The 14,101-nt window shown below is 71.0% G+C and carries 10 protein-coding genes and 2 pseudogenes; 1 reads left to right on the top strand and 11 read right to left on the bottom strand.

Annotated elements, in window-relative coordinates:
* Positions 1-38 precede the first annotated feature (38 nt).
* The 10 genes from ABD858_RS24790 to ABD858_RS24745 all read right to left on the bottom strand — a co-directional run bounded on the left by ABD858_RS24790 (position 39) and on the right by ABD858_RS24745 (position 13,156).
* Positions 39-1,739 (bottom strand): B12-binding domain-containing radical SAM protein, encoded by a 1,701-nt coding sequence (locus ABD858_RS24790; RefSeq protein WP_345041405.1) that lies wholly within the window; start codon positions 1,737-1,739, stop codon positions 39-41.
* Positions 1,740-1,864: 125 nt separating this feature from the next.
* On the bottom strand, positions 1,865-5,032 hold the full coding sequence (locus tag ABD858_RS24785; protein ID WP_345041403.1) for an AAA family ATPase: 3,168 nt from the start codon (positions 5,030-5,032) through the stop codon (positions 1,865-1,867).
* 169 nt (positions 5,033-5,201) lie between these two features.
* A complete protein-coding gene (locus ABD858_RS24780; RefSeq protein WP_345041400.1) occupies positions 5,202-6,905 on the bottom strand; it encodes an MFS transporter in 1,704 nt (567 codons plus the stop codon).
* Positions 6,902-7,600, bottom strand: coding sequence for an iron-containing redox enzyme family protein (locus ABD858_RS24775; RefSeq protein ID WP_345041398.1), 699 nt, complete (start codon positions 7,598-7,600; stop codon positions 6,902-6,904). Before ABD858_RS24775 ends, ABD858_RS24780 begins: the two co-directional genes overlap by 4 nt.
* A 3-nt stretch (positions 7,601-7,603) precedes the next feature.
* Positions 7,604-8,620, bottom strand: coding sequence for a radical SAM protein (locus ABD858_RS24770; protein WP_345041396.1), 1,017 nt, complete (start codon positions 8,618-8,620; stop codon positions 7,604-7,606).
* Entirely contained in the window at positions 8,595-9,695 is a 1,101-nt protein-coding gene (locus tag ABD858_RS24765) for a radical SAM/SPASM domain-containing protein (protein WP_345041394.1), read from the bottom strand. Before ABD858_RS24765 ends, ABD858_RS24770 begins: the two co-directional genes overlap by 26 nt.
* Before the next feature lie 6 nt (positions 9,696-9,701).
* Positions 9,702-10,346 carry a GAF domain-containing protein gene (locus ABD858_RS24760; protein WP_345041392.1) on the bottom strand — a complete coding sequence of 215 codons (645 nt, stop codon included), beginning with the start codon at positions 10,344-10,346 and terminating at the stop codon, positions 9,702-9,704.
* A complete protein-coding gene (locus tag ABD858_RS24755) occupies positions 10,327-11,202 on the bottom strand; it encodes a S8 family serine peptidase (RefSeq protein WP_345041389.1) in 876 nt (291 codons plus the stop codon). Before ABD858_RS24755 ends, ABD858_RS24760 begins: the two co-directional genes overlap by 20 nt.
* Before the next feature lie 555 nt (positions 11,203-11,757).
* On the bottom strand, positions 11,758-11,916 hold the full coding sequence (locus tag ABD858_RS24750; RefSeq protein ID WP_345041387.1) for a hypothetical protein: 159 nt from the start codon (positions 11,914-11,916) through the stop codon (positions 11,758-11,760).
* A gap of 31 nt (positions 11,917-11,947) precedes the next feature.
* The gene (locus tag ABD858_RS24745) at positions 11,948-13,156 is read right to left on the bottom strand and encodes an RNA-guided endonuclease InsQ/TnpB family protein (protein WP_345041385.1); all 1,209 of its coding nucleotides are present in this window, start codon (positions 13,154-13,156) and stop codon (positions 11,948-11,950) included.
* Between the two features lie 25 nt (positions 13,157-13,181).
* On the opposite strand from ABD858_RS24745, the pseudogene tnpA reads away from it, so the two are divergent.
* Positions 13,182-13,557, top strand: a pseudogene (tnpA, locus tag ABD858_RS36870) (IS200/IS605 family transposase); the annotation flags it as partial.
* Here the strand turns inward: tnpA and ABD858_RS24735 are convergent.
* A pseudogene (locus ABD858_RS24735) lies at positions 13,558-13,911 on the bottom strand (helix-turn-helix domain-containing protein); the annotation flags it as partial. It lies immediately after the preceding pseudogene.
* Positions 13,912-14,101: the final 190 nt, after the last annotated feature.

The following is a 14,101-nucleotide window of genomic DNA, read 5'->3' as shown; positions in this document are numbered from 1 at the left end:
GGTGGCGCGCGGGGTGCTGCGCGGGGGTGGACGGCCGGTCACTCGGCCGCCGAGGGCACGAGCGGCCCGGTACCTACGGTGGCCGGTGTCGCCGCGGCCTCCTGGAACAGGCGTTGCGCCATCCGGATCCCGAGCTCGTCGCCGTCGGCGAGCACCCGGCGCGCCATCCCCGCCGCCTCCGCGGGGCGGCCGTTGGCCAGATGCCAGGTGGCCACGTTCAGCGGGCGCAGCCACGACGGCATGCGTGCTTCCTTCACCGGCCCCTCGTCGATGAAGCCGACGTTCGGGCAGTCGGCGAAGCGGTCCGCGAGGTAGGCGGCCAGTTCGCGCGGTGGCATGGGTTCGCAGTACACGAGCGGGGTGAGCAGCTCGGCGGGCGGAATCACCCGTGTGGCGTCCGCAGATCCGGTGGCGCCCGCCGGTCCGGCGGCTTCAGCCGCGGCGACCGGGCCGGACGCCCGGTACAGGTGCCGGAGTGGGAGCGGTGTGCGGGCCAGCGGGGTGTGCGGGTACACGCGGAGTCCGCAGGAGTAGGCCACGGACACCCCCCGGTCGGCCAGCCGGCGGATGTGGCCGATCGCGTTCTCCAGGGTCGCGGCCGACTCCCCCGGCTGCCCGAACAGCACGCCGACCTGTACCTGCATCCATGGCGGCCGGTGGCGCAGCAGCAGTCCGAAGGTGTCCTCGATGTCGCGCAGCCGGTAGTTCTTGTGGTGGCCGCGCAGCATCCGGTCGTCGAAGGCGTCGACGGAGAAGCTGGGGCGGACGCAGTGGGACCGGGTCAGGGCGTCCATCAGGTCGGCGGAGAACGGTTTGACGTTGAAGTAGCCGTGCCAGCTGATCGTATCGCTGTACCGGCTGTCCGCCAGCGCCCGGCACACGTCGATCAGCGCGCGCTCGTAGGGCAGGTTCACTTCCGGGGCGGCCAGGTGGAAGTGGGTGAGTCCGTACCGTTCCACGTAGTGGTTGGCTTCGGCGGCGACGGCCGCCGCGGGGCGTGCGTCCACCCGCCCCATGTTGACGGGGTCGATGCAGTACGAGCAGCGCAACGGGCAGCCCGCGTGGGAGCGCAGTGCGGTGGGGATGCCCCGCGCCTTGGAGAAGAGCACGTATTCCGGGGCGATCTCCGGCAGTGTCGTCGACGGCTGGGACAGCACGTCGTTCCGGGACCGCGGTCCGGCGTGGACGGTGCCGTCGGCGGTACGGACCAGGCCGCCCGGAAGCGTCGCGAGAGCGTCGGCGGTGAGGCGCCGCAGGCGGCGGGGGTCGCCGTGCACCAGTGTCCGCAGCAGGGTGGTGAACCCGGTCTCCGCGGGGCCGGTGAGGCCGAAGTCCAGGCCGAGCCGGTCCATCACCTCGACGGGGCACGAGGTGAAGGCGGCGCCACCGGCCACGACCGGCAGGTGGGGGTTCCAGGCGCGGAGCACGGCGGTGAGACCGGCGATGGGTTCCAGGTAGTCCACCACGTCGATCCAGCGCCCGTCGGGACCGGGCAACGGGTCGCAGGCGACCACCGCGTTGTCGATGTTGCGCACGGACATCGCGACCAGGTCGGGCCTGGTGCGGTCCAGGACGTCCAGGAGGCGCGCGTGGGGGTCGAGGGATTCGAGGAACGGGTTGCACACGGTGGTCTCGACGGGCAGCGCGGCGTCCGCCACGGCGGCGCGGATGACCTCCAGCCCGTAAGGGCTGACGGGCAGCACCTGGTGGGGGTTGGCGTACAGCAGGAGAACACGCACGGCGGCTGCTTTCTGGAGGTACGTGGAGAGGGGCGGGTTCGGCGGTCGGGGCCGACGGGGCCCCGGAGCTCTTCGGCCCCGGGTCCCTCAAGGCCCCGGCGTGACCGACGGGCTCCGGGGGCCGGTCATCGCGTCGGCCGTGGGAGCCGTATGCCGCGGTCCTGCTTGTGGTCGACCGAGTGCCGCAGGGCGGTCAGGGCCCGTCGGGCGACGGGCAGGGCGGTGCGGTTGGCGAGGAAGGCGGCGCACAGCAGCGGGCTGATCAACGCGCCGCTGCCGCGTACCGGTGCGAGGTGGTCGAGGACGGCGTCCAGGTACCGGGCCGCGGTGAGCGGGTCGTCCGCCGACAGGGACCGGGCGGCGCGGGCCTGGAGGACGACGGCGTGTTCGGCCCACGGCCGGGCCGGGCCCGCGGCCGGCTCGGCGAGGTCCTGCCCGGGGTCGTCCGCGGCCAGGGGTTCCCCGCCGACCGCTGCGGATTCCCGGCCGACCGCCGGGGGTTCTCCGCCGATCGCCAGGGCCAACTCCGCGTGGAGGCGGGCGAGATGGGCCTGCTGGGCCATGCCCAACGCGTCGCACCGCTCGCCCTGGAGTGCGGACCACCGGGCCGCCGCCGCCCAGTCGCCGGACCGGGCGGCGAGGACCGCGCGCCAGCCGGTGATCGTGGCGACCGCGGTGCTCTGCCCAAGCTCGCGCAGCGCTTCTTCAGCCTGGTCGATGGCGGCGTCCGCGCCGGCGGCGTCGCCGGCCATGTGCCGTACCAGGGCCAGCGGCACCGCGACGGCCGAGGACAGCAGACGCGACCCGGCGACTTCGCGGTGCAGACGCTCGCAGTCCGCCAGTGCCGCCGGGACCGGTGTGTCGCCGTTGACCAGGGCCATCGCGAGGTTCGCGTAGATCTCCGTACGGCCCAGACACTGAGGTGCGGCGTCGGCCGCCCGCAGCGCCGCGCGCAGTTGGTGTTCGGCGGCGGGGTGGTCGCCCGAACGCAGCGCCTGCAGACCGGCGTACAGGTGCGCTCCGGCCCTGGCTTCGGGGTCGTCGGCCGCGGCCGCCGCGAGGTGACGCGGGTCGTCCGACGCGTCGGGGGCGGCACCGTTGACGTAGGTGCCGGCGTACAGGGCGTTCAGCCTGGCGTGGATGCCCGCCGCCGGGGGGACCGTGCCGGGATCGGCCTCCAGGACGCGTCGGACGCGTTCCAGCGCGTCCGCCGGCATGCCCCGGCTGCCGAGCGCGTAGGCCTCCAGGACGTCGGCGTCCCAGACGTCGGGGCTGTCCGGAGGTGTCAGACGCCGTGCCCGCCCGGTGAGACCGAGCACGAGTTCGGGGCGGCCCCTGGAGAGCGCGAACCGGGCTGCCGCGTCGAGCGCCCGGACGGCGGCGGCGGCGGCCGCGGTGGCCCGCTCGGAGCCCGGCTCCACCCCGCGCAGCGCGGTGTGCACGGATTCCCAGTGCCCCGCGAGGAGTTCGGCGACGGCCGGACGTCTCAGCGCGACGGGCTCCACGGCCTGCGCGAGACGGGTGTGGACGGCGGCGGTCTCGGCGAGCGTCATACGGCGCACGGCGACTTCGGCGACCACCGGATAGGCCGGCGCCAGCCGGCCCCGGCGCGCTTCCGCCCTGGCCAGCAGGCCCGCCTCGACAAGAGCCGCCGCGGCGGTGGCGACCTGGGCGGACGGCATCAGCGTGCCCAGGTCCTCCAGGGTGAGGTCGCGCCCGGCGGCGGACAACAACGTCAGCAACTCGCGTGGTTCCGGGGCGAGTCGGTCCAGCCGGGCACCGAGAGCGGCGTGCGCGCTGGGCGGAACCCAGTCGTCGTCCTCCTGCCCGAAGCGGCGCAGGGCCACCATCTGCTCGATGTAGAGCGGATTGCCGCCGGCCCGCTCGGCGATCTGCGCGGCGGCGCCCGCGGTGCGCGGATCGGCGGCGGGCGATTCGACGGTGCACGCATCGACGGCGGGCGATTCGGCGGCGGGTACCGCCGCCCATTGCTGACGCATCGTCAGTAGCCGCTCGGCGAGCTGCCGGGCGTCCGGCGCGGACAGCGGCGGTACCGTCAGCCGGTGCGCGGTGTGCCCGTCCGGCACGGGCGGGGTGGTGACACCGACCACGACGACGGCGGTCCGAGGGTCACCGGCCGCGCACAGCTCGTCCAGTACGTCGGTGAGGACATCCGGTATCCACTCCGCGCGTTCGATGATCAGCACCAGCGGGCGGGGCCCCCGGAACAGTGCCAGCGCCCGGCCGAGAGCGCGGGTGAGCTCACCGCGGTCCTGCACCACGGCGCGCTCGGCCCGGCTGGACAGCCCGGTGACATGAGCGGTGATCTCGACCCGGGCCTTCTGCGCCGCGGCCGCCTGCTCCAGCCCTTCCTGGAGGAGGTAGCAGGCCAGCAGGCCGAGTCCGGATCCCGGGGACGGGCAGGTCAGCAGAGCCGTGGCATGGTCGGGGCAGCGGTCGAGCGCCTCGGCGACCAGCCGGCTCTTGCCGACGCCGGACGCACCGTCGACGACGATCAGCCGGGGCGCCGGCAACGTCAGGGCGGTCGAGACGGCGTCGGCGAGTTCGCCGACGAGCGTGTCCCGGCCGAGCAGCGGACTGTCGCCCGGGCGGGGGGCTGCGACGGTGGTGCCGAGCACCCAGGCGGGCACGGCCTGCTCGAACCCCTTGGCCGCGACGGGCTCCAGCGCGTACAGCGGTACGTCGTCGGGGAGTTGGAGGCGGGTGGCGAGATCGACGATCACACCGTCGTCGGGTGCGTACTGCTGCAGTCGCGCGGCCCGGTTGAGTACCGACCCGATGACGAAACTGGAGGTGCGGGCGCTGACCGCGACGTGCCCGGAGGCGACCGCGGCCCGTACGGGGAAGTCCCCCGTGAGGAGTTCGCCCAGCTCCGCCGCGTACGCGCGGGTGCCGCGGACAATCGCGGCCGCGGCGGCCACCGCGGCCGCGGCGGCGGACTCGCCGTGCGCGTCCATGCCGAAGGCGGCGACAACGGCATCGCCGATGAACTTCTCCACCTTGCCGCCGTGTTCCTCCACCAGGGCGCCGACCCGGGTGAAGTAGCCGTCCAGCACCGCGGCCCAGCGGTCGGGTTCCAGCGTGGTCGCCAGGTTCGTGGAACCCACGACGTCGCAGAACACCACGGAGACGAAGCGCAGGCCGCCCGGTGGTGGTCCGGGCCGGGCCAGTTCCGTGCCGCAGGCCATGCAGAAGCGGGCCGCTGGGGGATGGCGCAGGCCGCAGTCCGAGCACGCTCGTGTGGACTCGGCCGGGCGGTCGGGACCGCTCATGCTCTCCTGCCCGTTCACTCAAGGGGACGACCGGGTGGTGCACGGCGCTCGCTCCGCCGTGCACCACCCGCTGCTGTGCCGGAGTGGTGCGAGGCCCGCCGACGGCCGTGACGCCGCCGTGGGGCCGGTTACCGTCGTCGCCGGGACATGCCCGGCGAGGTACGGCGTGTTACCAGAGGTAGCCGCCGCTGGGGTCGGAGACAACGTGGCCTTCGACGTCCGAACCGGCAGCCTCGACGCGGGACTTGACGCTCAGCAGAACGCCGATCTCGTCGTCGCTGAGGGAATTCAGGACTTCCTGCTGGGCCGCGTTGGCCTCGGTGACGACGAAACCCGCCGCTGCCAGCTTGTCGATCTTCTCGCTCATGGTGTCCTCCTTGGAGAATTCCGCGCGCCTGCCGCGCGGGGCTACCGGGCCCCGGCGCGGAGCGCCGGGAGTGAGAGGGGCCGTGCCCGTGGGCCGGCCGGTGTCCCGCACGACCGCGGGCGGGTGCTCACCGCGGTCAGGTGCGGGCAGAGGGGGCGTGGTGCGGGCGTGCTCGTGTCCGGACTCCGCGGCCGGGCCGGCCGGGGCGTCCTGCGTGCCGGCCGGGGTGGCCGTGGCGCCCTGCGTGGCGGCCGGGGCGGGTGTGGCGCCCTGAGTGCCGGTCTCGTCGTGCCCGGCGACACGGGGTACGTCGCCGAGCCGCAGGCCCACCGCGAGGGCGGTCAGCAGCAGCGCCGCGCCCGCCGCCAGCAGCTGCCGGCCGATACCGAACCAGGTGACGAAGAATGCCGCGAGGGGCGGCGCCAGTACGTTGAGCAGGGCGGGCACGGAACTCATGAGTGCCCATACCCGGCCGGTGAGTTCCACCGGGGTCTCCGCGTGCACGACATTCGGAAAGGTGACCAGAATGCCGGCGCTCGCGACGCCCAGAAGGAAAATAACACAGAGCCAGAAGGCCGCGTCAATACGCATTTCGCGAACTATCGATATTCCGATCGAAGCGATGATGCAGCCGATGATCAGAATCGACCACGCCATGGTCACGAAGGGTTTCATCCGCGTGACCAGTTTCCCCATGAGCAGGGATCCCACCACACCACCGACGCCGACGGCGGACACCATGTAGCCGATGTACGACGGCCCCATCCCCAGCGCCGGCACGATCAGGGCGGCCATGGAGTCGTAGAGGAACACGACGAACATGAGGCAGCACATGACGAACAGCAGGGATCTCAGGACACGCGATCCGAAAACATGGGAGAAACCCTCTTTGAGCTCCGTGAAATAATGCGTTCCGTTTTCCGCGGAGGGTCGTGATGTGTTACGCAGAGCCCATGCGCATACCACCGCGAAGACAAAGGTGAAGGCGTTCATCGCGAAAATCGCGCGCGGTGACAGGAAAACGACGAGCAGCCCGCCGAGCGCCGGACCGAGAATCTTGACCGACTGCATCGCCGTCTGCAGCAGCACCGTGGCCGAAGGGATGTCGCGCGGCTGGACCGTCGCCCGCAGCTGGATCTGGCCGGCGATGCCGCTGACCGAGCCCAGCGTGGAACGCGCCAGGATCAGTGCGGCAGCCCAGTACGTACCGGGCGCGAACACCAGCCCCAGGGTCAGAGCGGCCTGGGCGCCGTCCGTCAGCAGCAGCGTCTGCCGGGACGGCCTGCGGTCCGTCAGAACCGCCAGGAACGGGCCGGCGAGCAACGGCAGCATGCCGGCGCTGACTATCAGCGCGAGACCGCCCGCACCCCCGTGCCAGACCGTGGTGACCAGCACCAGCAACGCGACCTGGTCCAGCCAGTCACCCAGGCCCGACACGACCGATCCGCCGAACAGCAGCCGGAAGTCCCTGCCGCGTAACAGTCCCAGCCCCCCCGGCCGTCTCATCCGGCCACGGCCGCGGGGACGTCCGCCTCCACCCGGTCGGCGACGGCCTCCATCACCTCGATCAGCCCCCGCAGGGTGTGCAGCGCGCTGAGGCCCAACAGGTCCTCCAGCGCCGCGCCGAGCGGCAGCCTGTCCACCAGCCGCAGCACGTCGTCGCGGTGCTGCACGTCCAGGTGCGAGTGACGCACGATGGTACGGAAGGCGTCCCCCGCCAGCCCGGTGCGCGACGCCAGGTCCGCCGCCAGCCCGGGGCCGGGAGGATTGCCCTCCAGCACCGCGATGTGGCCCACCAGCGCGATCGGATGGACGTGCCGCAGCCAGTAGTACTGCGACCCCACCAGCGAGGCGATCGCCGGGCCGGGAACCGCCGACCACAGCTCGGCCGGGTCCCCGCCGGCCACCACGAGGTCGTCGGCGACCCACTGGTCGTGCCCGTACTCCTCGCGGATGTGCTTGGACAGGTAACGGCCGAGCATGTCCGCGACCGGGTCGCCCTGGCGGGCCACGCACTGCTCGGTCGCGGCCAGCATGAGCGGCACCGTCGCACGGATCGTGCCGTGCAGGGTCTTGAGCCACTCCACATACATCCGGTCGCTGTGCGGGTGCGTCCACATACGCCGGGACGCGGCGTCGACGGCGGGCATCAGCAGGCCGATCTTCTGTTGGAGCCTGCGGGACCGCGACTGATCCTCCACCGGTCATCCCCTCCCAGATGTCTCGCCGGTTGTCGCCAGCATTCCGCCCAGCGCCCGCACCGCCCGTGCAGCCGCCGGCGAGGTGCGGGCGATGTCGTACGCCTTCCAGCACCCGCCGCACACGTTCTCGAAGCGCCCCTCGCCCAGTGCCTCGAAACCGGGCAGCCGAGCCGCCCCGCCGGGGCCGACGCTTCCCATGACCGTCAGCAGCGCGTCCCGCCGGAACCCGGACAGCGCCGCGGCGACATCCGCGGGACCACGCACGGCGGTCCGCAGCTCGGCCGGACCGTGCCCGGTGATCAGTGCCTCGTTGCAACAGGGGATCGCCACCCCGTCGTAGCGCACGGTCGGCGAGCCCAGCAGCGAGCACGCCGCCAGCGCACCGGCCGTGTGCAGACGCCGGATGGCGAACACCCCCGAGCCCCGGCCGTAACGCAGCGGCGTGATCAGCTTGGTCTCCGCCCACCGGTCCCAGTCCGGACCGAACGCGGTGTCCAGCAGCGCCTCGGCGTCACGGGCACCGTCGCCCTCGTCCAGCGCCTGCACCACGATGTGGCTCCCCGCGTCACGGACCGCGCGCAGCGCGGAGACGAACCGGGGACCGGAAACACCGCCCTGGTGGAAGCCGTCCGTGCTGAGGAAGACGGTCGAGATCAAGGGCAGCACCCGGCGCACCCAGGCCGGGGCACCGCCGTTCTCGCGCGCCCAATAGCCGCTGGTGAAGACGACGGTCTCCAGCCCGGCGGCGGCGAACTCCCCGATCGCGTACGGCAACGCCCGCTGCTCCGCGAACGGTTCACCCCCGGAGACGGCGACCGACCGCAGCCCGGGCAGCTCCCGGATGCCAGCGACGACATCCCGGAAAACGTCCCAGTCCACGACCCGCCCGCCGTCGGCGCGTGCGTCCACCGAGCAGTGCGCGCAGCCGACGGGACACTGATCGGTGATGTAGAGCAGAACCGATTCTCCTGCGCTGCGGCGGGCGGCCTCGGTGTCAGCGAGCGTGGGCCGGCGTTCCATGACCCTCCTCCGATCCCAGAGCCACCAGATCCCCGTGCCGCGAACGACGGATGGAGAACGCGGTCGCGTCCTGCCGCTCGACGACCTCCCGGGCGGTCCGCTCCAGCAGCCGGCCACTGTCCGTCCGCAGATAGGCCTCCAGGCGCACCGCGGCCTTCCGGTCACCGGCCAGCCCGACGCAGTTGCCGCACATCCCCTTGTCACACGCCCTCTCGGAGAACCGACCGGCGACATAACTCGGGCCGAGCGCCCGCAACGCCCGGAACATCTCCCGCTCCAGGAAGAGTTCACGCAACTCCGGCCACGACTGACGCCCCGCGTGACCGAGGATCAGATGCTCGGGCTGCCGCCGCTCCACAAGATCCTGGTTGCAGCACGCGTACACCGTGCCGTCGTACGTCACCAGCGGCCAGGTCACCCGGTCGCACGGGTCCACCGCCGCCACCGGCAGGCCGGACGTCGGTGCGGAGGGCGCCAGCCCCGCCAGGTTCCGGCCGCGGCCGATCGCGCTGAGCGTCCCGACCAGGATCGGCACCTGATCGTCGAACTCCCGCCGCACATCGGCGATCAGACCCGTGAGATAGGGGTCGTCGTCGTTGCGGCCGGTGATCTGGAAGCTGACGCCCGGCACGATCTCCCGGATCAGATGCATCGCGCGGAAAACCTCGGCGCGGCTCACCTCGCGTTCGTGGAACTCGTCGAGGCTCGCGGCGAAGTGGTCGACCTCCCGGACCGCCGCATGGACCGCCGCCGGCAGCCGGCGTCCCTCCCGGGCGAACCACATGCCCGACAGCACGTACGACCGGGTGCCCACCGCCCGCGCGATCCGCGCCAGATCAGCCACCAGCCCCGCGCGCAGCAGCGCCTCACCGCCGGACATCAGCAGCAGGTCGGGCCGGGTCTGCGGGTCGAAGGACTCCACCAGCTTGCGGAACGGGGTCTCGGGGTGCTGCTCGCTGCTGAGCGAGGAGTCCGTGGAACAGTGCGCGCACGACAGCGGGCACCGACGGGTCAGGGCCAGGTAGACGCCGGCCGCCGGAACACTGCGCCGGGCGCCGATCTCCAGCAGATGCATGCGCGGTCACCCCTTCCCACGTGCGAGGACGGCGGCGATCTCCTCGAGGGAGGTCAGGACACGTTCGGCGGCGGGATCGTCGGAGCGGGCCAGCTCACCCACCAGCGTCGTCAGCCGCTCGGCAGCCGCCGCGTGCGGCGCCGGCGGACCGGACGGATCCCCCACGATCGCGAGGGCCGCAGAACACTGGCGGGCGAGCTCCGACACCAGCTCGATGACCGCCGCCTCGCCGCGCGAACCCAGATCGGGGTCGAGGACCTCCATGATCCCGAAGACCGACCCCGCGGTCTCCAGCGGCGCCGCGATGATCGTCTTCGGTACCAGTCCGGTGGAAGCGGCGAACTCCCGGTTGAACTGGGGGTGGTTGTCCAGATCGTCGGCGATCACCGCCTCGCCGCTCTGGAACACCCAGCCGGCGATCCCGCTGTAATCGGGGATCTCCCAGCCCAGCAGGTGGTCCTCCTGCGGATCCGACGTCGCCTCCAGCACCAGGGAGCCCGCGACCGAATCGTGCAGGAAGATCGAGGACGCGGGAGCGCCGAACACCAGCCGCGCCAACCGCACCGTCGAACGCAGGACCTCGTCACGCCGGGACAACGGGGCGCCGCCCGGCGTCCCGGAAGAAAGAGCGTCATTCCCCGATGGCGTCATGCCCGGCTCCTTCCGCTAAATCGTCGGTATCAACAAAAAAATTGTCGGACAATGCAGCAAGCACGTGTTTTATCTCGCTCACCGGAAGATTCGGATGTTTACCGAGAAGGCGAGCGACGAAGCCACTCACATGCGGCGCGGCAAAACTGTTCCCGGAAAGCCGCGAACTCAACCCGTTCGTCCACGGCACCTCGATCTTCACGCCAGCGGCAAAGAATTCGACCGGCGGATCGGAACTGACCTCGAGGCGTTCGGTGTCCTCGCTCTCGTGTGAGCCGACGGAAATCACCGAAGGAAACGTCCAGGGAAAGCTGCGCACCGGACTGTTGTGGGCCGCGGCCACGATCGCCACCCGGCTGAAGTACGCCTCGTCGGCGATGTCGTGGAGCATGGCCTTGAAGTCCTCCTTGCGGGAGGACAGGCTGAGGTTGATCACCTGAAAGCGTTCGGCGACCGCCCAGCGCAACGCCGCCAGCAGGGCGTTCCCGTCCCCGCCGAGGCCCGGCCCCAGGATCCGGACGCTGGCCAGAGCGGCCTCCGGGGCTACCCGGTGGATAATCGCCGCGCAGGCCGTGCCATGGCCGGCGGCATCACCCTCCAGGTCGGGGACCATGCGGTACTCCCCCGGAGAACCGACACCCGAACCGGCACCCGAACCGGCGCCGTCGGGCGCGACGCGCTGAACGGTGTACGCGCCCCCCAGCAGGGGGCCGACCTCGGGATGGTCCGGTGTCACACCGCTGTCGATGACACACACCCGGACCCCGGCACCGCGGGAATCACCCCACGCCCATGTCCGATCGATGGCCGCCGATCCGATGAATTGAGATCGGTCGACGAGTTGCCCGGAATTCATGTGGGCGAAACGAACGGAAGCCCGCCGCGTCCCCGATATGCTCAAATGAACCGTCCCGTTCGTTCCGAAATCACTTACGCCGGACGGGGTTTTCCGTCCGGCGCCCTGCGAAAACGAAGCCCGACACGTGGTCGGTCGGTCTGTGCAGGCACGACATTAGGTCGAGATGTGAGGGACGTGCAAGGGTTCCCAGAACGATTTTGCGATCCATTGCCGGCAGGGGCCGCCCGGATACCCGACACCACCGAATCCAAACGCGGTCGTCGGCATTCCGAATGATGCGGAGGGGTCGTAATCGAATGGGTGTTGTTCGTGTGACTCCTGTGGCCTTCCAGGGTCCTACGTATAAAGCACCGGGTGGTGCGAACGGGGTTGCGGGGTTGCTGGTGCGGGAACCGGTTGCGGTTCCGGGAGCCGGTGGGGGTGGGGGTGCCGGTTCCCGGAGCCGGCTGCTGGCTCCGGTTGCGGGTGCCAGTGCGCTCGAACGAGATCCGGTTTGCCACAACGCACTTACAGTCCCAGGTCGACCGGCAGGACCTATCCGCCTCAGAACCATCAGAGGTAGGTGCTGGCTCCGGATACCGCAATGGCGACGACGAGGGAGAAGGCCCCGGGGGCGAGGGAGACCACGTGGAGACTGGCGCTCGGAGTCCTGTGCGGCAGGAAGTGGGCGGCCATGCCGGACAGGAGGGGGATCATCAGGATCTTTGACATCCTCGCCCCCGTGAACGAGGGCGATTCCCGCCTACCGCGCCGTTGAGGGCTGTGGTGTCGGGTGGGTTCCCGCTTCGCTGCGCGGTGCCGGGACGAGTCCCGGTCTTACCTGCGCTCCACGGGCTGTCACGGCCAGTCCGGCCGCCTTGGCGATGTTGACCGCCGCGTTGATGTCCCGGTCCAGGACGGCCCCGCAGGCCCCGCACGTCCACACGCGGACGTGAAGGGGCTTGGGGCCGTCCTTCACGCCGCACTGCGAGCACACCTGGGAGGTGGGCTCGAAGCGGCCGATCTTGATGAAGGTCCGCCCGTACCGGGCGGCCTTGTACTCCAGCATGGTCACGAACGCCGACCATCCGGCGTCGTGCACGGACTTGGCCAGACGCGTGCGGGCGAGCCCCTTCACCGCCAGGTCCTCCACAGCGACCGCTTGGTTCTCACGGATCAGCTGTGTGGAGAGCTGGTGGTGGAACTCGCGCCGTGCGTCCGCGACACGGGCGTGTGCCCGTGCGACGCGCATCCTGGCCTTGTCCCGGTTCTTCGAGCCCTTCTCCTTGCGGGAGAGGGCACGCTGCGCCTTCTTCAGGCGCTTCTCGGCCCGGCGCAGGAAGCGCGGAGAGTCGACCTTGGTCCCGTCGGAGAGGACGGCGAAGTGCCCCAGCCCAAGATCGATGCCCACCTCGGGCGTCGTCTCCGGCAGCACCTCTTCCGGGCCGGTCTCCACCACGAAGGAGGCGAAGTACCGGCCCGCGCTGTCCTTGACCACGGTCACCGTGGACGGGGTCGAGGGCAGTGTCCGCGACCACTTGACCTTCAGGTCGCCGATCTTCGGCAGGCGCAGCTTGTGCCCCGGGGTGATGGACCAGCGGGCGTTCGCGGTGAACCGCACCGCCTGCCGGGTGTCCTTCCGTGACTTGTACCGGGGTGCGCCCATGCGGGGGCGCTTGCCCTTCAGGCCGTCGAAGAAGTTCCGGTACGCGGCATCCAGGTCCCGCAGGGACTGCTGCAGTACGACAGTGGAGACCTCGCCGAGCCAGGCCCGTTCCGGGGTGTTCTTCGCCTCGGTGATGAGCTGCTTGGACAGGTCGCCGGTCTTCGGGAACGGCAGCCCCTCGCTGCGGGCGGTCTCCCGAGCGCGAAGCGCGTCGTTGTAGACCACCCGCGCACACCCGAACGCCCTCGCCAGCGCCGTGCGCTGACCGGCACTCGGGTACAGCCGGAAGCTGTACCGAAGCTGCACACCGATCACGCTACACAGTTGGTTTATGAGTATCGACGAGAACGTTCGTACGGGCCGTCACTGTGCCTTTCGGCTTCACGTCCATTTGGTTTTCGTGACCAAGTACCGGCACTTTCGTCTTCGCCGACCGGCACCCGACACGGTGCGAGGAGATCACGCGGGCCGTGTGCAAGGATTTCGAGGCCGAGCCGGTCGAGTTCAACGACGAGGCCCACCACGTCCACCTGCTCGTGAACTTCCCACCGAAGGCCGCCGTGTCCAGGCCGGTGAACCCCCTCAAGGGTGTCCCCTCACGCAGACCCCGCCAGGAGTCCCCAACCTCGACCGCCACTACCGGCGGGCACAACACCTGTAGTTCGGGTCCTACTTCGTCCGTCGGCGGCGCGCCCCTCAGCATCGTGGACGCAGTCCTGCGCTTGGGGGCGGTCCACTCGGGCCGAGGAAGACTCCAGCCACTGATCATCCACGCTCGGTGTCATGTGTGCGCGGAGCCGGCCGGCGCGCTCGACGCCGATGAAGACCGGCAGGAACTTGTGGGAGTCGACTTCGATCCGGCCTGCGACTGGTGCAATTGCGTCACTCGTTCCCAGCGCTGCCGCGAACCGGGCCTTCGCGTCGCCCGACGCGCGGCCGAGCGCGGTATCGAGGACGGCCTGAGACTCGGCACGAGGTTGGTAACTCGCCCCGCCGCCCTCCCAGTTCGACACGGTCCCGTCGCTAACGCCCAGGTAGGCGGCGAAGTCCCGCAGGCTCATGCGCAGGGCGTCGCGTAACAGCCGGGCTTCCCGACCGGACCATCGCTGCACCGTGACCACCGTCGTAACCCCTGTCCGTCACCCGGTGGAACGCCGAAACGACCAGCGTAGCCAGCCCTGTTCGGCAGTACTGCGGCATTGCTGCAGCACCCGTACGTCACACCCTGCCATCGCCCTGCACCATGCTGTG

Origin of the sequence: Streptomyces sannanensis, assembly GCF_039536205.1 — a bacterium.
In the GTDB taxonomy this organism is placed as follows: domain Bacteria; phylum Actinomycetota; class Actinomycetes; order Streptomycetales; family Streptomycetaceae; genus Streptomyces; species Streptomyces sannanensis.
This window is presented reverse-complemented; position numbering and strand designations above follow the sequence as displayed.